General features: G+C 35.0%; 23 protein-coding genes and 1 riboswitch. Of the genes, 10 read left to right on the top strand and 13 right to left on the bottom strand.

Features of this window, described 5'->3' with window-relative positions; translation table 11 throughout:
• Positions 1–133 precede the first annotated feature (133 nt).
• Genes C7381_RS02765 through C7381_RS02755 form a run of 3 tightly spaced genes read left to right on the top strand, consistent with a single transcriptional unit; the run spans position 134 to position 2,927 of the window.
• Positions 134–499, top strand: coding sequence for a DUF2089 domain-containing protein (locus tag C7381_RS02765; protein WP_034544920.1), 366 nt, complete (start codon positions 134–136; stop codon positions 497–499).
• Positions 500–503: 4 nt separating this feature from the next.
• The gene (locus tag C7381_RS02760) at positions 504–1,628 is read left to right on the top strand and encodes a DUF4097 family beta strand repeat-containing protein (RefSeq protein ID WP_165803570.1); all 1,125 of its coding nucleotides are present in this window, start codon (positions 504–506) and stop codon (positions 1,626–1,628) included.
• Positions 1,629–1,637: 9 nt separating this feature from the next.
• Positions 1,638–2,927: a DUF4097 family beta strand repeat-containing protein gene (locus C7381_RS02755; RefSeq protein ID WP_116479791.1), complete on the top strand. Its 1,290-nt coding sequence runs from the start codon at positions 1,638–1,640 to the stop codon at positions 2,925–2,927.
• Positions 2,928–2,986: 59 nt separating this feature from the next.
• Here the strand turns inward: C7381_RS02755 and C7381_RS02750 are convergent, their stop codons facing one another.
• Genes C7381_RS02750 through ftsE form a run of 5 tightly spaced genes read right to left on the bottom strand, consistent with a single transcriptional unit; the run spans position 2,987 to position 7,188 of the window.
• Positions 2,987–3,217, bottom strand: coding sequence for a YdbC family protein (locus tag C7381_RS02750; RefSeq protein ID WP_034544916.1), 231 nt, complete (start codon positions 3,215–3,217; stop codon positions 2,987–2,989).
• Between the two features lie 10 nt (positions 3,218–3,227).
• Positions 3,228–4,460: a S41 family peptidase gene (locus tag C7381_RS02745; protein ID WP_116479790.1), complete on the bottom strand. Its 1,233-nt coding sequence runs from the start codon at positions 4,458–4,460 to the stop codon at positions 3,228–3,230.
• Positions 4,460–5,608, bottom strand: a complete 1,149-nt coding sequence (locus C7381_RS02740; protein WP_116479789.1) for a murein hydrolase activator EnvC family protein — start codon at positions 5,606–5,608, stop codon at positions 4,460–4,462. Before C7381_RS02740 ends, C7381_RS02745 begins: the two co-directional genes overlap by 1 nt.
• Positions 5,609–5,615: 7 nt before the next feature.
• Positions 5,616–6,515 (bottom strand): permease-like cell division protein FtsX, encoded by a 900-nt coding sequence (ftsX, locus tag C7381_RS02735; RefSeq protein WP_165803569.1) that lies wholly within the window; start codon positions 6,513–6,515, stop codon positions 5,616–5,618.
• Positions 6,505–7,188 (bottom strand): cell division ATP-binding protein FtsE, encoded by a 684-nt coding sequence (gene ftsE / locus C7381_RS02730; protein ID WP_034544911.1) that lies wholly within the window; start codon positions 7,186–7,188, stop codon positions 6,505–6,507. The genes ftsX and ftsE overlap by 11 nt, the downstream gene beginning before the upstream one ends.
• A gap of 244 nt (positions 7,189–7,432) precedes the next feature.
• Positions 7,433–7,524, top strand: a riboswitch (THF riboswitch).
• A 47-nt stretch (positions 7,525–7,571) separates the two neighbouring features.
• Between ftsE and C7381_RS02725 the strand changes: the two genes are divergently transcribed.
• The 3 genes from C7381_RS02725 (at position 7,572) to C7381_RS02715 (ending at position 10,069) form a co-directional block, all read left to right on the top strand.
• Positions 7,572–8,576, top strand: coding sequence for a folate family ECF transporter S component (locus tag C7381_RS02725; RefSeq protein ID WP_116479787.1), 1,005 nt, complete (start codon positions 7,572–7,574; stop codon positions 8,574–8,576).
• Between the two features lie 53 nt (positions 8,577–8,629).
• Positions 8,630–9,286 (top strand): hypothetical protein, encoded by a 657-nt coding sequence (locus C7381_RS02720; RefSeq protein WP_034544909.1) that lies wholly within the window; start codon positions 8,630–8,632, stop codon positions 9,284–9,286.
• Between the two features lie 96 nt (positions 9,287–9,382).
• Entirely contained in the window at positions 9,383–10,069 is a 687-nt protein-coding gene (locus C7381_RS02715) for a SurA N-terminal domain-containing protein (protein WP_116479786.1), read from the top strand.
• A 33-nt stretch (positions 10,070–10,102) separates the two neighbouring features.
• On the opposite strand, the gene C7381_RS02710 is transcribed toward C7381_RS02715, so the two are convergent.
• The 4 genes from C7381_RS02710 to C7381_RS02695 form a co-directional block, all read right to left on the bottom strand.
• A complete protein-coding gene (locus C7381_RS02710) occupies positions 10,103–10,549 on the bottom strand; it encodes a MarR family winged helix-turn-helix transcriptional regulator (protein WP_034544905.1) in 447 nt (148 codons plus the stop codon).
• 2 nt (positions 10,550–10,551) lie between these two features.
• Positions 10,552–11,436, bottom strand: a complete 885-nt coding sequence (locus C7381_RS02705) for a diacylglycerol/lipid kinase family protein (protein ID WP_165803568.1) — start codon at positions 11,434–11,436, stop codon at positions 10,552–10,554.
• A 99-nt stretch (positions 11,437–11,535) separates the two neighbouring features.
• Positions 11,536–12,642: a hypothetical protein gene (locus tag C7381_RS02700; RefSeq protein WP_116479784.1), complete on the bottom strand. Its 1,107-nt coding sequence runs from the start codon at positions 12,640–12,642 to the stop codon at positions 11,536–11,538.
• A gap of 8 nt (positions 12,643–12,650) precedes the next feature.
• A complete protein-coding gene (locus tag C7381_RS02695) occupies positions 12,651–13,268 on the bottom strand; it encodes a glucosaminidase domain-containing protein (protein WP_034544901.1) in 618 nt (205 codons plus the stop codon).
• 161 nt (positions 13,269–13,429) lie between these two features.
• Here C7381_RS02695 and C7381_RS08770 point away from each other — a divergent pair, with 161 nt between their 5' ends.
• Positions 13,430–13,564, top strand: coding sequence for a hypothetical protein (locus C7381_RS08770; RefSeq protein WP_281261749.1), 135 nt, complete (start codon positions 13,430–13,432; stop codon positions 13,562–13,564).
• A 103-nt stretch (positions 13,565–13,667) separates the two neighbouring features.
• Here C7381_RS08770 and C7381_RS02690 read toward each other — a convergent pair whose 3' ends face one another.
• Together C7381_RS02690 and C7381_RS02685 are read right to left on the bottom strand one after the other, a co-directional pair.
• Positions 13,668–14,189, bottom strand: coding sequence for a hypothetical protein (locus tag C7381_RS02690; RefSeq protein WP_034544900.1), 522 nt, complete (start codon positions 14,187–14,189; stop codon positions 13,668–13,670).
• A 10-nt stretch (positions 14,190–14,199) separates the two neighbouring features.
• The gene (locus C7381_RS02685; RefSeq protein WP_116479783.1) at positions 14,200–14,637 is read right to left on the bottom strand and encodes a YtxH domain-containing protein; all 438 of its coding nucleotides are present in this window, start codon (positions 14,635–14,637) and stop codon (positions 14,200–14,202) included.
• Positions 14,638–14,903: 266 nt separating this feature from the next.
• On the opposite strand from C7381_RS02685, the gene C7381_RS02680 reads away from it, so the two are divergent.
• The 3 genes from C7381_RS02680 to C7381_RS02670 all read left to right on the top strand — a co-directional run bounded on the left by C7381_RS02680 (position 14,904) and on the right by C7381_RS02670 (position 20,411).
• On the top strand, positions 14,904–16,652 hold the full coding sequence (locus C7381_RS02680; RefSeq protein WP_116479782.1) for an ABC transporter ATP-binding protein: 1,749 nt from the start codon (positions 14,904–14,906) through the stop codon (positions 16,650–16,652).
• The gene (locus C7381_RS02675) at positions 16,653–18,623 is read left to right on the top strand and encodes an ABC transporter ATP-binding protein (RefSeq protein ID WP_116479781.1); all 1,971 of its coding nucleotides are present in this window, start codon (positions 16,653–16,655) and stop codon (positions 18,621–18,623) included.
• A gap of 192 nt (positions 18,624–18,815) precedes the next feature.
• The gene (locus C7381_RS02670) at positions 18,816–20,411 is read left to right on the top strand and encodes an ABC transporter ATP-binding protein (protein WP_116479780.1); all 1,596 of its coding nucleotides are present in this window, start codon (positions 18,816–18,818) and stop codon (positions 20,409–20,411) included.
• A gap of 44 nt (positions 20,412–20,455) precedes the next feature.
• Here the strand turns inward: C7381_RS02670 and C7381_RS02665 are convergent, their stop codons facing one another.
• On the bottom strand, positions 20,456–20,713 hold the full coding sequence (locus C7381_RS02665; protein WP_034544895.1) for a hypothetical protein: 258 nt from the start codon (positions 20,711–20,713) through the stop codon (positions 20,456–20,458).
• A gap of 17 nt (positions 20,714–20,730) precedes the next feature.
• Positions 20,731–21,861, bottom strand: a complete 1,131-nt coding sequence (locus C7381_RS02660) for an AI-2E family transporter (RefSeq protein ID WP_034544894.1) — start codon at positions 21,859–21,861, stop codon at positions 20,731–20,733.
• Positions 21,862–21,910: the final 49 nt, after the last annotated feature.

Here is a 21,910-nt window from a genome sequence, read left to right as displayed (position 1 = left end):
ATTATTATAAAATTCATTTTTCACTATTTTTAATAAAAAGCGATTTATTTTTTCTATTTTCGAAATATTTTTATAAAGTATGTTTCATTTTTATAAATATGTGGTATAATGTAATTAATGAAAGGAGAATATTATGATTGATTCGTTTAAATGTCCGTACTGTGGGGAAGATATGAAAATCACCCAAGCAAAATGTGGAAAATGCAAAATCACTATAGAAGGAGAATTTGAGCTCAACAAAATAAATCGGTTAACTCCTGAGCAACTTGATTTTGCTATTACATTTCTTATAAATAGAGGCAACTTAAAAGAACTCGAAAAAATATATGATCTTTCTTATCCAACTTTGAGAAACAGACTGAATGCGATAGCTTCTATTCTCTCAGGCTCGAATATACAAGATGAGGAAGATGTCAAAGATACTCTCGACAAGTTAAACAGCGGCGAGATTACTTTTGACGATGCACTTAAAACGATTAAATCGAAAAATAAGGAGTAGACAAATGAAGGAAAAAGAGATAATTCTAAAAATGATCAGCGATGGAAAGATAAGTGCTGAAGAAGGTGCTGAACTTCTTGAGGAAATTGAAAAATCGAGAAAGAATTATGGTAGCTCGCAAGAAAAGCAAAATAATTTATCTTTTACTGAAAATTTAAAAAGGGAACTCAACTCATATTCGAAAAACATCAGCGATAGAGAAATTCCCGAACAAATTATTGGAGTCATTTCTCCTAAAAGAGCTGTGAATGTAAACTCAACTTTTGAAAGAGAGTTTGATGATATCGACAAGATAATCATTGAAGTAACCGAATCAAAAATTTTAATAACAGGCACAGATTCTGAAAAAGTCAAATTAAAAATTCGCTCCGACAAATTCTTTGAAGAAGATGAACTCGACAAGTACTTTACTCTCAACGAAGAAGATGGCTTACTTAAACTCTCGCAAAAGAAAAATAAAAACACCAGAGAATTTTTCGGAATAAAAGTTCAAGGTTTAACACTTGGCAAATCAATTTGTGAAGTTTCAATTCCGAGAGATAAATATTTTGAATTTATCTCAGCGCGTTCCGCCGTCGGTGACATTGAAATTTACAATGCACAGTCTAATAAAATCAGTGTTATCGCAAGTGCGGGCAGGGTTAAAATTAAAGACATCGATTGTTCGATTGCTGACCTCAGCTCGAATGCAAGCTCTGTCACAATTGAAAACTCTTCTGTGAACGATTACGCTTCATTAAGCACAATGGCAGGTTCGGTTTTTATTGAAAATACAATTTCTCCGACTGTAAAAGCAGACACAAAAGCAGGTTCAATTTCAGTTTCAAATTCTGATATCTCGGAACTTGTTGCAAGAACTTTTGCCGGAAGTATTGATGTTTCAAGGATTATTGGGGAGCCAATTTCATACACTCTTACAACAACAACCGGCAGTGTAAATTTGGATACAGCAAACGTTCAAAACGTAAAAGCTTTTTGCGCTTCAAACAAATTTTTCTCTTCGATTAAATGCTCGAAAAATTATAGAAGCGGTTCGGGTGACGAAAACGAAGCAGTTTATGTAAAAGGTGACGAAATTGGACTGAACGTCCACCTTGCAACACAAATGGGAAAGATTAATATTATGTAGGAGGAAAAAATGAACGAAGAAAAAAAGATGATTTTAAAAATGCTTGAGCAAGGAAAGATTACAGTTGAACAAGCTGAGAAGCTCCTTGATGCAGTGAACGAAAACTCGAGCGAAAATTCAGAGGAGCCGAAGAAAAATACAGAATATAAAATACCGGAAGACGATTCCAAAATGAACGGATTCTTCTCCGGCATAGGTGACTTTGTAAAAAAGACCGTGCAAACTGCAATTGAAACTGCAAGTGGAAGCACAAGTTTTTTAGGCGATTTTAAAGCAAAAGAAAGAAACAAAGCCGATATGGTTAAATCATTTCGAAAAGATTTGGATGAAGATATAGAAGAAATAAAGTTTGACCTCGGAGAATCTCAAATAATAGTCAGAGAAACTGATGAAGATGCACCATTTATAAAAGTTTGGGTAGATAAAGATTTTACGGAAGAAGAATTTAATTCCGAATTTGAAGTTGTTCATAAGAGCGACGATAAAGTCTGTATATCTCAGGTAAAAAGAAATAAAAATGCAATAACCATTAATATAATGGGTAGTAAAACTAATAAAAACTACAATTACTCTTCCATAACCGAGCTTTTTATTCCTCATTCAAACCGCATATCACTTCTTGATTTGAGTTCTGAAATGGGTGGCATAAGCATTTCCGACATAGATATCGGGGATTTGAAAGCTGTGACCGACTTCGGCGGAGTAAGACTGAATTCAGTTGATGTCGACGATTTATCTGTTACAACTGACGCGGGCAGCATCGAAGCTTCTGATATAGACTGCTGTGATTTAACTTTCACCGCAGATTTCGGATCTATTAAACTGGACAATATCGATGCCAAAATGGTAAGGCTCACATCGGATGCCGGAAGCATAATAGTAAGCGATATGGACTGTAACGACATATATCTTATGACTGATGCAGGCAATTTAAAACTCTTAGATTCAGACGTTGTAAATTGCAATATGAAATCAAGTGCAGGCTCTCTTAGTGCTAGAAACTTAGATGCAAGCGGTCTTGAAATGCAAACCTCAGCCGGTTCAATTTTAATTGAAGACCTTGAGGATTCAATTAAATCTATCGATGCAAGAACTGATGCCGGTTCTATAAAAGCAGGATTATCAAATATTGACTGTGAAATGAATGTTAAAATGCGTTCATCTGCCGGCTCTCTTAGCTACTCTGAAGATTTTAAATTAATAAATTCTTCAAGCGGCAGTAAAGAAATTTATAAAGACGGAAGCGGCTCACTTGACGTTTTGCTTTCCACAAACTTTGGAAGCGTGAAAGTTTATTAATAACAAAAAAGACTATGTGTGTTTGAAAATAATTTCAAATCTGCACATAGTCTTTTATTTTATAAATCATCAGGATTTATTTCGTTCATCAATTCTTTCAATGCTTTGAACTCTTCAACTGTAAGGCTTATTCCCTTACCCATTCTTGAGTGGTCCGGACTCCATGACCTTATGTCGACCTTTCCTTCAGCACCGTTCCAGCTTATAATATTGATTTCCTTTGTCCATCCGTTTTTTGAATTGAAAAAAACGCCGACATTATCTAAAATTTCGTATTTAAAATCTGCCATAATAAACTCCTTATTTTAAAATTTCCAATGCTTTTTTAAGTTGAGTATCCTCACTTAAATGATCAGGACCAATGCCCTTCACATTTTCAGGAAGCTCTACCACTTCATCCGGCTTAATGCCGACTTTGTGAATGTTGTTGCCGTTTGGTGTGAAATACTCACTTATTGTAAGTTTTACAGCCGTTTCGAACGGAAGGTTGAATAGGCGTTGAACAATACCCTTGCCGAATGTTTGAGTTCCAACAAGCTTTGCTCTCTTTCTATCCTTCAAAGCACCGCTTACAATTTCACTTGCACTTGCGGAACCGCCATTTACAAGAACTACGAGCGGTAAATCTTCCTTCTTTTCATCACTGTAATAATATTCTTTTTTCCCGTCTTTATACTTGGTATAAACAATTGTGCCTTTGTCCAAAAATACATCTGCAATTTTTGTACATACATCTAGAAGTCCACCCGGATTTCCACGAAGATCTAAAATGAGTTTTTGGATTCCTTTTTTCTTTAGGGCTTCGAATTCCTTCATAAAATCCTCGTATGTCGGCTTGTCAAATTCGGAAATTGCAATGTAGCCGATATTTTTTTCTAGAATTCTTCCATCAACTGTTTGAAGTTTTATAGTTTCTCTTTTAATTTTAAATTCATGAACCTTCTTTTGTTTTTGTTCATCTCTTAAAATTGTAATACTTACCGTTTTCCCTTCTTCCCCACGCATTTTGTTCACAGCGTCTTGCATGGTTTCTGCTGAATATTCGACATCTTCAACTTTTATAATTCTGTCCCCTGATTTTATTCCAGCTTTGTATGCCGGGCTGCCTTTAATCGGAGAAACGACAGTAATGTATCCGTCTTTTCCCGGACTTACAACAAGTCCTACACCAACATATTTTCCATTCGTCGACTCCATAAACTTCTTCAATTCTTCCTTGGTCATAAATTCTGAATACGGATCGTCGAGGCTGTTTACAACACCTTTGATAAGTCCCACATTAAGCGTTTCATTGTCGACATTTTTATAGTAGTTCTTTTTTATATGCCCAACTACTGCACCCAATGTATCAGCTGTTTGTTTGTCAAAAAAATCAGGTCCATCTGTTTTGACATCTTTTTTCTCAGTTGTCGTTTCATTTTTCGAAAAATCAAGTTCGAATCCTTTTGCCGAATTCTTTCCCAGTAAATATGCTGAAATATTTGTTATTACAAGTGCAAATACTATTAATATTATAAACTTACTTTTTTTCATTAACTACTCCTCCCTACATATCCGAGCGGATTTACAGCTCTTCCATTAATTCTTACCTCATAGTGACAGTGTGGTCCGGTCGAACGTCCGGTCGAGCCGATTTTCGCAACAACTTGTCCCTTTTGAACAATTTGTCCTACTCTTACAACAATTGCACTGTTGTGACCGTATGCAGTTGAAAGTGCCCCCGAGTGTTGTATGACAACAAGGTTTCCATAGCTTCCCATCCAACCGGCATAGATAACAACTCCGGATTCCCCGGCAAGCACACTTGTGCCCATCGGCGCCGGTATGTCTATTCCCGAGTGAAATGCGACACGTCCTCCCAGAGGATCTCCTCTATATCCATAACCGGAACTGATTCTACTATATGCTGCTAGAGGCCATCCTACTTTACCACCGGTATACTTAACAGACTTCATTTGAGCGCTGTACTTTCTTCTTGCGGCTTGAATTTCTGACTCGAGTTTCTTTTGGTCCCTTTCAAACTCCTCATTTTCCTTTTCACGCTGTTTTACAGACTGTCTCAAGCTTATGATATAGTTGCTCTTTTCATTTAGAATCTTTTGTTGTTCCTGTTTTGCAACTTCAATCGCACCTTTTTTTTGATTTAGGCCTTCTACTTCCTTTTCAATCTCCGCTTTTTTTGCTTCAACTTCTTCCTTACCGACGGAAATGTATTTAATCAAATCTTGGTCCTGCTTTAAAAGAAGTTGAACAAGACTTTGGTTCGAAAGATAATCGTGAATATTTTTCGAGTTCAAAAGTACGCTCAAATATCCGACATTGCCTCTCATATACATAGCTCTTACTCTCTTTGTAAAAAGCTTTTCCTTTTCTGCAAGTCTTTGATTCATCGCATCGATTTCTTCTTTTGCCGCATTGATATTACCTTCGGATACGGAAATATCATTTGAAAGACTATCTATTTCAGATTGTTTATTTCTAATTTCAGCGTCCAAACTTTTTATATTCTTCTCTTCAACACCGATAATACTTTCGGCCTCTTTATTTTTATCATTATTTTGCTTTATTTTGTTTTTTAGTCGTTCTCTTTTTTCCCTGTATTCTTTTTCAGTTATTGCGGAAGTTGTAACAGTCCCGAAAACCAAAAATATTGCGAGTAAAAAAGCAGTTATTCTTTTCATAAAATCACTACACTTTCAAAAACTTTTTGAGAGAAATCAAACTTCCAAGTGCGCCAATACCGACACCAAGAGTTATAAATATAATAAACAAATCTTGATAAATAAGTTCCGGCTTTACTAGTGCACTCAAAAGCATTGGACTTATATCGACCGTGCCCGTAGTGTAAAAATATTTATACATAAGACACATGATTGCCGCCGCTATAACGGATGCGATAAGTCCCAAAAAAACACCTTCTATAAAGAAAGGTCCCTTGATATAACCGTTCGTTGCTCCGACCCATTTCATAATACTTATTTCTTCCTGTCTTGAATTAACCGCAAGTTTGATTGTGTTGGAAATAAGGAAAATGGAAATTATAGTTAAAAATACAACTACTGCAAGTCCACCAATTTTTATATATTTCGAAATTTTAAGCATTTGATCAATTTCGTCAGCAAAAAAGTTTACCAAAATAACTCCATCGATCTCACCTATTCGCTTAGTGATAGTTTTTGCATCGTTTATATCATTTATTCTAACAACAAAGCTGTTTGGAAGTGGATTCTTTTCATCGTATCCATCCAATAACCATGCGTTATCTTCCCACGAAGCTTTAAGTTCCTTAAGCCCTTCGTCTCTGCTCTTAAACTTTATACTCTTTATGCCACCAATCGAAACAATTTTGTCTGAAAGTGCTTTTATCTCTTCAACGTCTAAATCATCAGAAATAAAAACGTCAATTTGGTCAATCATTTTATTTGTATCCGTAGCAAGCTTATTTACAGATAGAGCCAAAATAAGTACAAGCCCCAAAATCATAAGTACAATTCCAATTGAAAGGACGCTCACACCGCTCATGCCTCGATTTCGCCAAACTCCTTGAAATCCTTGCTTTATAATATTTTTGAGAACCCTAAGCTTCATATTCGTCCTCCAAATCATCGTTTGTCACAAGATGACCATGATCGAGTTTAATAATTCTTCGTGGAATTGCTTTTACAATATCCATTGCGTGTGTCGCCATAAGAATAGTTGTGCCTCGATTATTTATGTCTTCCAAAACCTGCATTATACCAAAGCTTGTTTCGAGGTCGAGATTTCCGGTAGGCTCATCTGCTATAAGGACAGGCGGTTCGTTTATAATCGCCCTTGCAATCGCAACCCTTTGCTTTTCTCCACCTGAAAGTTCGTGTGGAAAACTCTTCGCTTTTTCGGTGAGCCCAACAAGTGAAAGAATGATTGGAACTCTTCTTCTGATTTCTTTTCCTCTTACACCCAAAATTTCGAGTGCAAATGAAACATTCTCATAAACAGTCTTCTTTTCAAGAATTCTAAAATCTTGAAAGACCGTTCCTATATATCTTCTAATGTATGGAACTTTTCTTTCTGAAACATGTGTAATATCCTTCCCATTTAGGAAAATTTTTCCCGACTTAGGCTCAATCTCCTTTAAAAGGAGGCGAGTCAAAGTTGATTTACCTGCTCCAGAATGTCCCATCAAATAAACAAACTCTCCTTTATCAATTTTAACACTAACATCATCGAGAGCTTTTTTAGGTGGATCATATTCCATTGTAACATTTCTTAATTCTATCATTACATAAACCTTTCCAGTTGAAACTAAATCAACATATCTTTTATATCATATAAAATAACAATTAGTACAAATCTAAAATTCATTATACTATAAAAAATTTTTTAATTCAACTAATGAATATTTTTCTATACTTTTATATTCAATAATAAAAATGACTCTATTAACATTATACATATAAAAACTTAACTGAAGTTAAAATACATTTACTTGAATTAAGCACTTAAATTTGTTATAATGTATATATAACAGAGTAGGTGGTCTTGCGTTAAGTGTTTGAGAATGGGACGTCGTCTCAAAACGAAGGGATACCGCGGTAGATCATTCGCGTCCGCTATTTTTTAATAGCTCCTTCTTACTGTTATGCATTAAAAGGAGGTATTTATATGAATAACAAAAAGTTTTACTATGAGCTTGGATTGACTAACGTCATCACAGCTGTTGTACTTGGAATATTTTCGTTCTATAGTATTTCAAATCTAAAAGATTCATTTTGGATTGGAATAGTTTCCGCACTTGTTCTCACTGCTCTTTCCGGAGCTTTGAACGGTGCAGCGTTCGGTGGTATTTCATCTGCACTCGCCCTTTTGGGAGCAATTATTTACAAAGTGAGCTACAAAGCTGCACCTGTTTTTAAAGCTTCTAAAAAGGCAATCGAATCTATGGGAAAAGCTGCTGCCGAAGAACAAGCAACACTCAAATTGGAAGCCTTTAATAACTCATTGGCAACTCTAGACAAGTACAAGTTTATACTTTTTATATCTGCGATTTTACTCGCTTTTGCCGGCAGATACATCTATTTAAAAATGAAAAGCGAAACTGTGAATGAAGTAAATACGGAAAAGAGCTACTTTTCTGCAAGGACTCTTTCATACTTGGCAATGTTTATTGCACTCTCGGTTGTTTTAAACACACTCAGAGTCGGTCCTATATCCTTTGGAGGTTTCCCTATAATTTATGGTGGCCTCGCTCTTGGTCCTGTTTTTGGATTTATAATCGGTATGGTAAGTGACCTCTTAGGATTTTTTGTAAGACCTTCCGGCAACGGATTTAACCTAGCATTCACATTAACATCATCACTAACAGGTGCAATTCCTGTTTTAGTTCTTAGATTATTTGGAAATGACCCTAAAAACAAACAAAACTTCATAAAAGTTCTAATAGGAATCTTTGTTGGACAAACTATTACAAGTGTTATAATGGTTCCATATTTTATGAAATTGTTTTATGGATTTAACTTTTGGGAAAGACTTATAAAAGCATTCTCAAAACAAGTTTGGTCGATTCCTTTATATGCTTTCATCTTTGTTTCAACATGGAAAGTTGTTAGCAAGCAAGTTGATTTTAAATCAATAGAAAAAACTGATTTTGCCATCCCTCAAAATAAGTAACTTTTACGGTGTGGCAAATGTCACACCGTATTTTTAATTTAAAGGAGATCACTATGAATATTACTTGGGAAAATAGGAGAAATTTAAACTTACCGGATCTATCTAATGAAGACAAAGCAAAGATATTAGAAGAAAGATTGTACATGTTTCCTCATATAACTTTTGATGTTATTAAAAAAACTTTGAACGAAACTCTTGAAGATTTAAAAAAAGAAAATGCAAATCCTGAATTCTTGGAAGGGTTTTTAGACGTTATGAATGTTGTCGACAAATTTTCCGGTCAATACGTTGGAGATGAAGAAGCCTACAATGACTACATTCACTCAACGAATTCACTAAATATTTATTACGACACTGACCCTATTGAAAAAACCATTACAAGACTAATCAAAAAGATTGACCTCGAACCGATAAGCACATATTATGAACTAGACAGACTTTTGAACTCGCATCTTAAAAAAGTTACGTTTAAAGTTAGCAACGGTTTTAGGGAAGGATATTGCAGAGCGTGCGGTACAATTGCGTCAAGTTGGATTGATGCAAAAGAAGAACAAAACTACAACAACGAATTTATTTTTAAGATAAACGCTAAAGAGCCTGTAAGAATTTATGACATTATTAAGAGAGAACAAGATCTTCGTGTCGCAACAATGTATTGTTTCGCCGACTTTGGTGGTCTTGGAGATAGTTTAAACGGTTATTTTAAGTAAAAAACTAAGGAATGGAGCAGCTGCTTCATTCCTTTTTAATTTACAAAAAATCAGTCGTGTGATATAATTTAAATAATTCACGAAAAGGAGAATTATATGAAAAATAGAATTTTATTAATATTAATTACATTTATGCTTGCAGTCAGTATCGTTGGTTGCAAGAAGAAAAAAACGACAATCGACTCAAAAAAAGAGCAAGATGCAGCTTCGCAAAAGAAAAATGAAGAAGAATTCAAAAACAATGCTCTAGAAATTATAAAAAAATACAAAGTTATTCAAAAAGAAAATGAAGAAAATCCTGACAAAAAAGTTATACTTGCAAAAGTTGGAAACGAAGAAGTCCTAAAATCCGACATCGACTTTGTTATGGAGTCCAGATATATTGGAAAAGATAACCTTCCTGACGAGGAAACACAAAAAAAAGAAAGAGATGTTATACTAGAAAATATGATTCAAAAAGCCGGAGCAATTTCATACGCAAAGAAGAACGGTCTTTACCCAAGCGACGAGGATATAAATAAAGCTCTAGCAAAACTCAAGGAAACAATAAATTCCGATGAATACGAGACAAAAAAAGCTGAAGAGGTTATGAAAAAAACCGGTTGGAATATGGACCAGTATGTTGAAAGCTATCGAAAAGATATTGCTGAGACTTTTGCAGTCGACAGTATCTTTAAGGATTATAAGAAAAAATATCCTACAAAAGAAGACCAAAAATATACTTTCCAAAACTTCCTTGACGAAATTATGTCGGGAGAACAAGTTGAAAGATTTGACAAATAAATATAAAACAAAAAATCCCTCAATTGAGGGATTTTACATAAATTCTGATTTTGTTTTTTGAAGTTCACTGACAAGCTTTTCAAGATTTTTTGCAAGGCTCTCGTGTTCTTCTCTTGTTAAGGCGCCAAGTACTTCCTGGAGGTATTCGCGCCTTATTTGTATTACACTATTTATTATGTCGTGTCCTTTTGGAAGTGCACTTATTTTAATGAATCTTGCGTCCTTCTCATCTTTTTCGCGTTTGACAAGTTCCAACTTTTCCATCCGCTTGAGAGTTTCAGTTACAGTTGAACATGCCATGTCCATTTTCTCAGATAGCTCGCTTAAGTTCATCTCGTCATTGTGATTTATTATAACCTGTAATGTTCGAAACTGTGCCGGCGATATATCATAATCTTTTAATATCGTACGACCTTTTTTTCTTATAATAAAGTCTGACATTCTCAGGTCTCTTTCAATTATTTCAATCAGTTTATCCATGACTATACCAACAGATTAATCGCTTTGTGAACAACTTCAAAAGTTGCAGGTAGTGTTCCGAAAAACTCTCCGTCAACATCCAGTTCCACTTCTTCCTCAAGAGATGAAAAACTGATTTTCTTTGTTTTAAAATACATAACATTCGGATGCTTAACATGTTCTCCCGCTCTTATTTTCATAAAGACAGTGACCAAATCTGAAATTGGCATTTCACGAACTACTAAAACATCTAATAACCCATCATGCACGCTTGCAAGAGGTGCCATTTTTTGAAAACCGCCAACCGACTTTGAGTTTGCGACAAGAGCCATATAAGAAACATATTCCCCAGACACTTCTTCGGACTCAATTTTCATCTTTATCGGCTTTAAATTTTCAGGTGTGAGCTCCGTCAGAGCTTTCATTACATAAGCAGCCCTTCCAAATGCGGTCTTTAATCCAACCGGAGTATTGTGTGCTACATCTGTTAAAATACCGCATGCTCCAACATTCATAAAATATCTTCCGGCAACTTTTCCGCAATCAACACTTTCAATCTTTCCGCTAACTATGGTTTTATATGTATCCCAATCATCTTTTTGTAGACCCATATAAATAGCAAAATCATTGGTTGTGCCACCCGGCATAATCATCACAGGTATCTTTGAGTTGCTTTCCTGAATTCCGCAAACAACTTCATTAACAGTTCCGTCTCCTCCGACAACTACAAGTCTGTCAACTTTATCATGCTCAGCTTCAATTGCAAACTCAGTTGCATCGTGTGCTTTTTTTGTAAAACGCATGCTTACTTCGTGTCCGTCTTCAAAAAGATACTTTATTACATTTGAAACTTTTTCCTGCGATCTCTCTCTGCCGCTTTTTGGATTATAAATAAATCTTATATGCAAAAAAATTCACCTCTAACTTTAATTATATCAAAACATTATTAACGTTTCAATAGCAAAAGCCGCTCTTAAAAGAACGGCTTAGTTGTTGTGTTCATCATTTTATTGTTTTGCCAGAGTATTTGAAACAATATTTTCAAAAACAACTCCGGAGAAATTCTCAATACTGTCCATTACAAAGTAATCTTCAATCATGACACGTGTCGCTCCCGGAGCATACAAATCTTCATAATAGTAAATTACAAGAGTCTTTTTCTTTCCGTCCTCAATATAAGTTTTTATAAGAGGATTCGGAAGTTTTCTCATATCCGATAAAAACTTCGCTCTAACCTCGTCAGGTCTTTGAAATAAATCTTTCATTGTCGGGTTCGGATCAAAGTCCCAATCCTTATTTACCTTTGCTTCTCTTAGCAAATCGTATGTTTTTATATATTCGGACTTTGAAAGCGGTTCTAATATTGCTTTCGTAACCGCATCCGGTTCCGCAGATTTTAAAAATCCGTTTTTCACCAAATCAAGCGGCGTTTTTGTAGATTCGTTCACATCGCTAAAAATTCCGAAATAATCTAAAAACTTGTCGCCCATGATAAGAGGTTTTCCCTCATAATAACAATAATCAAGTGCGTCAACTTCCACATTTTTTGCCGGATAAAATTCTACAAAACGGTCTAAATAATCACTGAATTCATTAATATCGGTGAATGGTTCTTCATTTTTTGCCTTCAAAACATTTATAAAATTTGTATAACATGGCCCACTGAGCGTTATGCCTGTGCCCATCTCGTTTTTAAAGCAGTTTCCGTCTTTATCAATTTCCGCCTTCAAAAACACTGCATCAGGAATCCCGTCCGAGGAAAAGTCTACTGAATTTGCAACTTTTGAAACAATTTTTTTCCCTTCATCGGTCGAAAGAAGATTTCTCAGTCCTTCTTTTTTCGCATCATCAAGATACAAACAATCGAGCATTTTCGGATCTCCAACAGAAAACCAAGTGAAGAAATCAATAGTCATATTTCTAAGCTCATCGCTTCTTATTACAATATTTCCATCTTCATACTCTCTTCCGTATTTGTCCTTTGAAGTGTCCTCTACTTCTTCGCTCTCAGACTTTGAAGACTCGGTTTCATCATTTATTTTTTCATTTGTCGTTTTATTGCACCCTTGAAGGATGAAGATAAAAGCAAATAACAAAACCATTACTTTTTTCATAATTCACCTCATGATAATTCTGATGACTCTAATTTTAAACTTATCATTAAATCATTGTATTGTGTCGGTTCCAATAAATCGACTGTCTCATACTCTTCTTTTGTATAATTTTCAAGTTTTTTCATAAAACCTGAGAACTTAACAAAAACCAAATCTCTCCACTTTGCATCGTGTAAAGGACAATATGATTTTGAAAAAGCCATGAATTGCTTATCAATAAACGTCGAATTATTCATCAGCTCTCCAAATGCCATAATATTGTCAGCTATATTTTTATAAAATATTTTTCCTCCTCGAAACATCAGTCCGAAATAATTGTTTTTATTATCAACTCTCCCAGATTCAATCCCGCCTTCAATCGATGCAATTGAAATAGCAAACACAGCGTTTGCATTATACTTATCTTCCATCTCTCTAAATATCTTACCATAACCTTTTAAACTTGTTTCAGAAAGGATATGATCGATTTCCTCTGAAGTCAAGCCGCTAGGTCTGTGTATATTTGTCTTGTATATATTTGTGTTGTGAAAAACTTTTGGCTTTACTTCTGTTTTTAGCTCTCCCTCCGCTAAGGCAGTTGAAATCAACATTCCTACGCAAGCGAGAACAGTTAAAAATTTTCGCATATTACCTCCGTTCTTGTGAACATAAAATATTATATAATATTTTTCTAAATAATGCAAATTTTAAGAAAACACCCCCACTTTTATGAGCTATAATGCGGTTTATAAGATTTAAGTTCTCCACTTCCGGGTATATATCCATTGAAAAGGGGGTTTTGATTTTTATGGGAATAATTATAATATTCTTGCTCCTGGTTCTTGTCGTTGCAACGATGACAAACTCCGATTCAAACGGAGACCAAGATGGTGACGCAAAAGATTTCATGGGATATATGGATGAAATAAATAGAAAAAAATAACTTGTAATCAATTTCACAAGTTAGATATTGAGTCGTCAATATATAACTGACACGACTGTTTTATGTATTTTAAAAGGACATGCCATTTGAGCATGTCCTTTTTTTAAAACATATTTTTTATTGAGTCAACAGTTGAAATAATTCTGCTTAATACATCTTTTTTTGTTTCAAAAAACCCGTATTTAACTCCGTTTACTCCCCTTTGAAATAGATTAGAAACGCTTTCTGCTGTTTCTTTTGTCTTATTCCCCACTTCTTCAAGTCCGGTTGCAACTTTTCTTATCCCGTATGCAATATTATCAGTCGCATCTTTTGCTGTCCCTGTTACATGTGATACATCGTTTGAAACACTTGTCACATTGGATAGTATTGCTGCAATTTCGGGTTTGCTCTTTTCAGCAATTTCTCCGACACTAAAAGTTATATCTGAAACGTTTTCCATTACTTCAGGTAATACACTCATCGAGTGGTCTATTGCAGGTTTGTTGTCATCCAAAATAGTCTTTGCACTTTTCACAGCCTTTGCAAGATTGACCATAAATATTCCAAGTCCAACGAGAGCAAAAACTCCCGCACCCATAACGATATATAACAGGATATATTTAATTATTTCCCAAGTTGTCATAAATCGTCACCTATTTCTTTGCTTTTTCTACTTTTTCTTCTGCTTTATCTGCTGCTTTTTCAGCTTCTTTTTTTGCTTTTTCAAGGCCTTCTCTTGTGTTATCGATAGCATCTTCAGCTTTATCAAGAGCTTTCAACTTCAAATCATCTGCCTTATCCTTTGCATTGTCTAAGGCCTTCTTGCCCTTGTCATAAATTCCTTGAGCTTTATCTTGAACTTTTTCTCTAGCATTTCTTGCTATTTCTTCAGCTTGATCTTTCTTTTCATTATAGAAATTCTTAATGTCTTCTCTCGTTTCATCTCCACTCTTAGGTGCAAATAACACACCTGCTGCTCCGCCGATTGCTAAACCTGTTGCAAGACCAGCAAAACATTTCAACCCGTCTTCAATTAATTTCTTTCTTCTTTCTTCTCTTCTTTTAGCTTCAATCATATCAAAAATTTTCATATCTAAAACCTCCAAATATATTTGTATCAATAAATTCAAATTCTATTGAGTTTATTAAATCCAACTATATATTTGATACCCGTTATATATCATTTTAAACATAGTATAAAACATCATATAATATTTTTTTGACAGTGTTTATCTATTTTCAATTTAAGTTTTTCATAAATATGTGTTTATATTTTTTAACTTTGTGGTATAATAACTATTAGATGAATTATTTTTTTATTATTATATTTCGGTAACCGAAATGATAAGGAGGTACTATGAAATTTTTAAAGTCTATCTCAAGATATATGAAACCATATAAGACACAATATATAATGGGTGTTTTATGGCTCATTGTCATTGATACTCTCGTGATTTATGTGCCGCAAATCTTAAGAAATTTTGCAAACGACTACCAAAACGGTACGATTACAAAAGACAAGCTTGTTACTTACGCTCTTTTGACTATCGGCACAGGGCTTATTATGAGTATAGGAAGGTATTTTTGGCGAGTGTACCTCTTCGGAAGTGCAAGAAGAATTGAATATGATATAAGAAGTCAACTCTTTAACCACTGGCTTAGCATGGACAATGAATTTTACAATTACCATAAAATCGGGGATCTCATGGCGTATGCCACAAACGATATAAACTCAGTCAGAATGTTTACCGGTGAAGGTATTATGATGAGTGTCGACTCTTCTTTTATGCTTATTTTTACAATTATTATGATGATTCGAACAGTCGGAGTAAGAATAACAGCAATAACTCTTTTCCCGATTCCTATAACCGCCGTAATAATTATTGCTTCCGGAAAGGTTTTCTATAAAATATTTAGAAAAAGACAAGAGGCATATGCAAAATTAAGTGACGTTACTACCGAAAGTTTTTCAGGCATTTCCGTTATAAAAGCTTTCGTTGAAGAAGATGAAGCAAAAAAACGTTTCGACGAAGCAAACAGAAACTATTACAACAAAGATTTGAACGTTGTAAAAACGCAAACATTCTTTTTTCCGTTTATGGTTCTGCTTGCAGGAATAAGCTATATGCTTGTTATATTCTTCGGTGCAAAATACGTTATTGACGGCACTTTAAGCCTTGGTGACTTTGTCGCATTATATACTTATGTAGGAATTATTATGTGGCCGGCAAGAAGTCTCGGCATTATTATCGGACAAATACAACAAGGAAGTGCCGGTCTTTTTAGAATCGAAGAAATGCTCAAAAATAAACCTACAATCAAGGATGTTGAAAATCCAATTCGTCTTCCTGAAGACAAGACATCCATAGAATTTAAAAATGTTTCTTTTAAATATCCGGGTGAAGAAGATTATGCATTAAAAAATATCAGTTTTAAACTTGAAAATGGAAAGAGTCTAGCTCTTGTAGGTAAAACCGGAAGTTCTAAATCCACAATCTTAAAACTTATTTTTAGAGAATATCTACCGAACGAAGGAGAAGTTTTAATAGACAATCACCCGATTGAAAACATAAGAATAAATGACTTGTCTGAAAAAACCGGCTATGTACCACAAGACAATTTCCTTTTTTCTGAAAGTTTGAGAGAAAACATTGCTTTTTCATATGAGAAGGACTATGATGTCGACGAAGTATATGAAGCCGCAAAAAAATCCGGAGTTTATAACGATATCATGGACTTTAAAAACGATTTTGACACAGTCATAGGCGAAAGAGGTGTCACATTGTCAGGTGGTCAAAAGCAACGTGTTTCAATTGCCCGTGCACTTATAAAAAAACCGAGCCTGCTCGTGCTTGACGATTCGCTCTCGGCTGTTGATACAAATACTGAAAAGAGCATTTTGGATGCACTAGATAAAATTCATGCAACAGAAGTTATTATCGCACACAGAATCTCAACAATTAAAAGTTGCGATGAAATTATATTCCTCGAAGCCGGACATATAAAAGAAAGAGGAACGCACGACGAACTTGTAAAACTTGATGGCGAATACAACAAGATGTATCAAAATCAATTGCTTGAAGATGAACTGAAAGGAGAGTTTTAGATGCAAAAAGTAGTTAATGTAAAAGAAGATAAATCAAAGCTCTTCAAATATCTTTTAAAGTTTGCAAAGCCGTACACAAAGCAGCTTTTGATGGCATTATTTTTCGTCATCATTTCTACCCTGCTTTCGCTATTAAATCCGTATTTAGTAAAAATCGCAATCGATGATTATATTTCCGGCGATGTTATTCCAATGGTCGAAGTAAAAACGAGTGAAGATGCACTTAATGTTGGAGGAAGATATTTTAAACGTACAACCGAACTTAAAGAAGTGCCTGAAAATGCAAAGAATTTTACAATCGAAACTCATGAAAACGAAAGATATTTGGTTGAAGACGGAAAAAGAATTGAAGTTATCGATAAAGATGTCTATAAAGATTACCGTCAAAAGGATATTTCTGCTGTAACAAAAATCGGTTTATATTATTTAATCGCAGTATTTTCGAACTTCCTTGCAACGTGGATTTTTAACTTTACACTTGGAAAGAGTGGAGCAAGCATAATCTACGATATAAGAAAGCTCACATTCAACCACGTACTCGAGCAAAACCATACATTCTTCAACAATATGCCGGTCGGTCGACTTATGACAAGAGTTACAAGTGACACGCAAACGCTATCGCAATTCTACTCCAACGTTTTGATAAGTTTTATTGCTGACTTTGGAGTTATTGTAGGTATCATGGTTCTCATGCTTAAACTCAACTACAAACTTGCACTCATGTGTTTTACAATGATTCCTGTAATCGTTGCAATAAGTGTTGTCTTTAGAAACATTCAATTTAGAATTTTCAGAGCCGCAAGAACAAAACTTTCAATAATAAACACAGTTCTTAACGAATATTTAAGTGGTATGAGTATAATAAGAATATTCGGAAAAGAAAGAAAAATGGAGCAAAAGTTTGACGACAGAAACAAGGACTATCTCGACACGATTTTGAAGCAAGTTAAAAACCACGCATTTTTTAGACCTACAATCGAAATTATAAGATCGCTCGGAGAAGCATTTTTAATTTACTACGGCGGAGGTCAAGTTATAAAATCAAAGATTGAGTTCGGTACCCTCTTTCTCTTCATAACATATCTAAAACAATTTTTCAGACCTATTATGGAAATCACAGAAAGATACAATATCATGCAACTTGCATTTGCAAGCGTTGAAAAGATTATAAAGCTTTTGGAAACAGACACAAAAATAAGACCGCTTCCTGAATACGCAAAAGAAAATATAGAAGCGGAAGAAGGTTCGATTGAATTTCGTGATGTAAGATTTTCTTATATCCCGGGAGAAGAGGTTTTAAAGGGTATAAACTTCAAAGTTAAGAAAGGTGAATCGGTTGCATTTGTCGGTGCAACCGGAGCCGGAAAAAGTTCAATTATGTCACTTCTTGCAAGATTTTACGACATCGACTCCGGCAACATCTTTGTCGATGGCATAGATATAAGAACTATGGACACCGATGAGCTTAGACGTAGACTCGGATTTGTGCTTCAAGACGTATTTCTTTTCTCTGGCGATATAAAATACAATATCACGCTCGGAGAAAAATTTAATGACGAAGCCATCGAAGCCGCATCAAAACGTGTGCGTGCAGATGATTTTGTAAAACATCTAAGTGAAGGCTACAACACTCCGGTACAAGAACGTGGAAGCACGCTTTCAACCGGTCAAAGACAGCTTCTTTCATTTGCAAGAACTATTCTTAGAGACCCTGAAATTTTGATACTGGACGAAGCGACCGCTTCAATCGATACAGAAACAGAAATTCTGATTCAAGAAGGACTAAAGGAACTTATGAAAAACAGAACCACTATCGCAATTGCACATAGACTCTCGACAATAAGCGATATGGATAGAATTTATGTAATGAATAAAGGCGAGATTGTTGAAGTCGGAAACCACGAAGAACTTATGGAAAAACGCGGTTACTACTACAGACTCTATCAACTTCAACTCGACAAGAAAAACTAAAATTGCCCCGGCATGTCCGGGGTGTTTTTTTTGAATCTTTAATTTAGATTAGTTTTGATATTTTTATACGACTAAAATTGTTAAAAACAAATTTTTATTTCGTTGATATATATATGGTAGAATATATTTGTAAATATGTTATAATAATATTATAACGATTTATACAATTAAATTCATATTAAGGAGGAGAACATGATAAACAAAACACTTAAATCGTACTTAAAAAAGTATCCCGGAAAGAATTTTACATTTCTCGCACTCGTAATTGTTGAAAACCTTATTTGGCTGGTAAACACTTTTTTCAACATCAATCTTACAAACGAAGCCATTGCACAGGACAAACATGCGTTTCTCACAACGCTTGTCTACTCGCTTGTTTCTATGCTTGCACTTGTCGTTGTAAAGAGGCTCACTTCACTTTCGGGCTACAAGCTTTCTCAATATATCATTAATGACATTCGAAACGACTCGGCATTTGCAATAATAAATGCAACCGGTGTCTCTGATTTCAGCTCAAGCGGCTCGTATGTGAGTCAGCTTTCGACCGACACAAGCTACATAAGAAACAACGGAGTCGGCGCATATATTCAAATCGTTCGTGCAGCCGTTTCAATTATTTTCTCGCTTGTCGGAGCTGCGCTTGTCCATTGGAGCTATATCCTTATTTTCCCGCTCACAATGGTGCTCTCGATGATAACACCAAAACTTCTTTCCCCGAAAATCGAGAAAACAAGTGCATTTTACAGTAACTCACGCGAAACTTTTCTCTCCTTTTTGACGGATATCCTAAATGGATTCAGTATATTTAAAAGAAACAATCTCGAAAATAATTTTAAAGAAAAGATTGGAAACATATCCGAAAAATTTGAGAAAGACATCTATGAATATTATGTGAACATGTCTTTATATGAAAGTTTCATCTCATTCGCAAGCATTTTCAGTCAATTTATTTATGTTTTGGCAAGTCTTGTGCTTGTATATCTCGGGTACATTTCAGTCGGTGCAATTGTCGGGCTCTTCAATTTCTCTCAAACAATTTACGGCGGAGTGTCTTCTCTATTGAATGGATACGGCACAATTAATTCGATAAACCCTATTATTGATAAGCTGTTCCCAAAAAGATACGACACTGACGTAAAAGAGCTCGCCGACATCAAGAATATAGACTTTGAAAATGTTTCGATTTCCTATGGAGACCACGACGTTATAAAGGACCTCTCATTCTCGATCGGAAAGGGTGAAAAAGTTGCAATCACCGGAAAGTCCGGTTCCGGAAAAACTACGATAATAAAAAGTATACTAAAGGAACTCGAGCCGAAATCCGGAGCGATTCTTTTAAACGGTGACAACATCGAAAACATAAACTACAGAAGTATCTACGACAACATCGGAGTTATTAGTCAAGACCCATATCTTTTTAACACATCTATAATAGAAAATATAACTCTCGGTTTAAAAAATCCGCCGATGGATAAAATGGAAAAATTAATCGACAAACTTGACCTTCGAGCATTTATAAATTCTCAAAAAAATGGAATTGAAACTGTGCTTTCAAACAACGGACAAAATATTTCGGGTGGACAAAGGCAGCGCCTTGTTATTCTAAGAGAAATTCTTAGAAATAAAAACGTACTTGTACTCGATGAGGGAACGTCGAGTCTCGACAAGGAGACAAAGGACACAATAGATGATTTCCTTTTAAAAACTGATTTAACTATCATATACATCACTCACCCTCGCTCTGACGATGAGCTGAAGGATTTCGACAAAATTATAAATCTGGCATAATAAAAAAGAACGAATGTTTAAATGCATTTCGTTCTTTTTATTTGTCATTCATCTTCTATTTCTTCGCCGCAAAACGGGCAGTAAAAATGTTCCCTATAAAACGGAACGCGGTTCCCTAAATATCTATTGCAATTCGGACATCTCCAGAAAATCAAATCCGGTATAAGAAACAACAGCCCGAGTAAAATGAGTAAAAGTGTCAACGTCGTTGAATTTTTCACTTGATCTGCAACAACTGCCGCTCCAATTACATAACCGAAAAATAAAAATATTCGAAGTCTTCCCCAAAATTTTGCTTTCATATTAAATCCTCCTAGTTTTACTTTTGAGCACTTTTTATCTCTTCATTAAGCTTGCCGTTCACGTCAGCTTTTAAAATCTTATACAACGTTGCAGTAATCGGCACTGCTATAAGCATTCCAAGAATACCCATAATTCCACCACCTACCGTTACTGCGGCAAGCACCCAAATGCCCGGAAGTCCGATTGATGAACCTACAATTTTCGGATATACCAAATTTCCATCAGTTTGTTGTAGCACAATTATAAAAATAAGAAATATCAGTGCTTTTATCGGCGATACTGTTAAAATCATAAATGCTCCAAGTCCCGCACCGATATACGAGCCTGCAACCGGTATGAGTGCTGTGAATGCAACTATCGCACCGATCATTGTCGCATAAGGAAGTCTCAAAATAAACATACCTATTGTGCACAAAATTCCAACTATCATTGCATCCAAACATTGCCCTGAAATGAAACTTGAGAAAGAATCATTGAGAACAGAAAGAACATATTTCGTCCTTTCAAAAAATTTATCGTTCATATATCTTCTCATAACTTTATCGAATTGTCTTCCAATTTTTTCCTTGTCAACCAAAAGATACACAGCAAATATAATTGAAAGAACAGTAGTAACAATACTTGAGAAAACTGTTCCTACTACATTTACAGCCATACCCATAGCATTGCCGACTCCTGATGTTATGGTCGAAGTGAAATTCGAAAGTTTAGATTTCCAATCTATATTCTTTATCGGCTCCAGCCATTCAGATTTTATCCACTTTGAATCTTCTATTTTGTTTACTATTGTCTTTATTGTGTTCGGTGCACCGTTTACAAGTACCGTTATACTTGCAATAAGTTGTGGCACAACAAGCCAAACTAGTATGATTACTATTAGAACGAGTGTAAGAAAAGATAGGAGCAAACAAACCCCGCGTCTACTTTTTTCCACAGCTTTTTTATTCGACTTTGGAAAATAATGAGATTCATAAAAACGCATGAGTATATTTAAAATATAAGCAATTGCACTGCCGATTATAATAGGTGACGCCGCAACAAACGCCGTCTTTACAAATTTTGCAAAACTGCCCCAATAGCTAATACATAAATACACTAAAACTGTGCTTATACCTACTCTAATACATGTTTTCCAATCCAATCTCATAATCTAGCCTCCTCTTGTAACTATATTAAAATTATATCACAACAGCCTA

This window comes from Ezakiella coagulans, from assembly GCF_003096635.1.
GTDB classification, from domain to species: Bacteria; Bacillota; Clostridia; order Tissierellales; family Peptoniphilaceae; genus Ezakiella; species Ezakiella coagulans.
The sequence above is the reverse complement of the archived record's forward strand: the minus strand, read 5'-3'. Positions and strand labels throughout refer to the sequence as shown.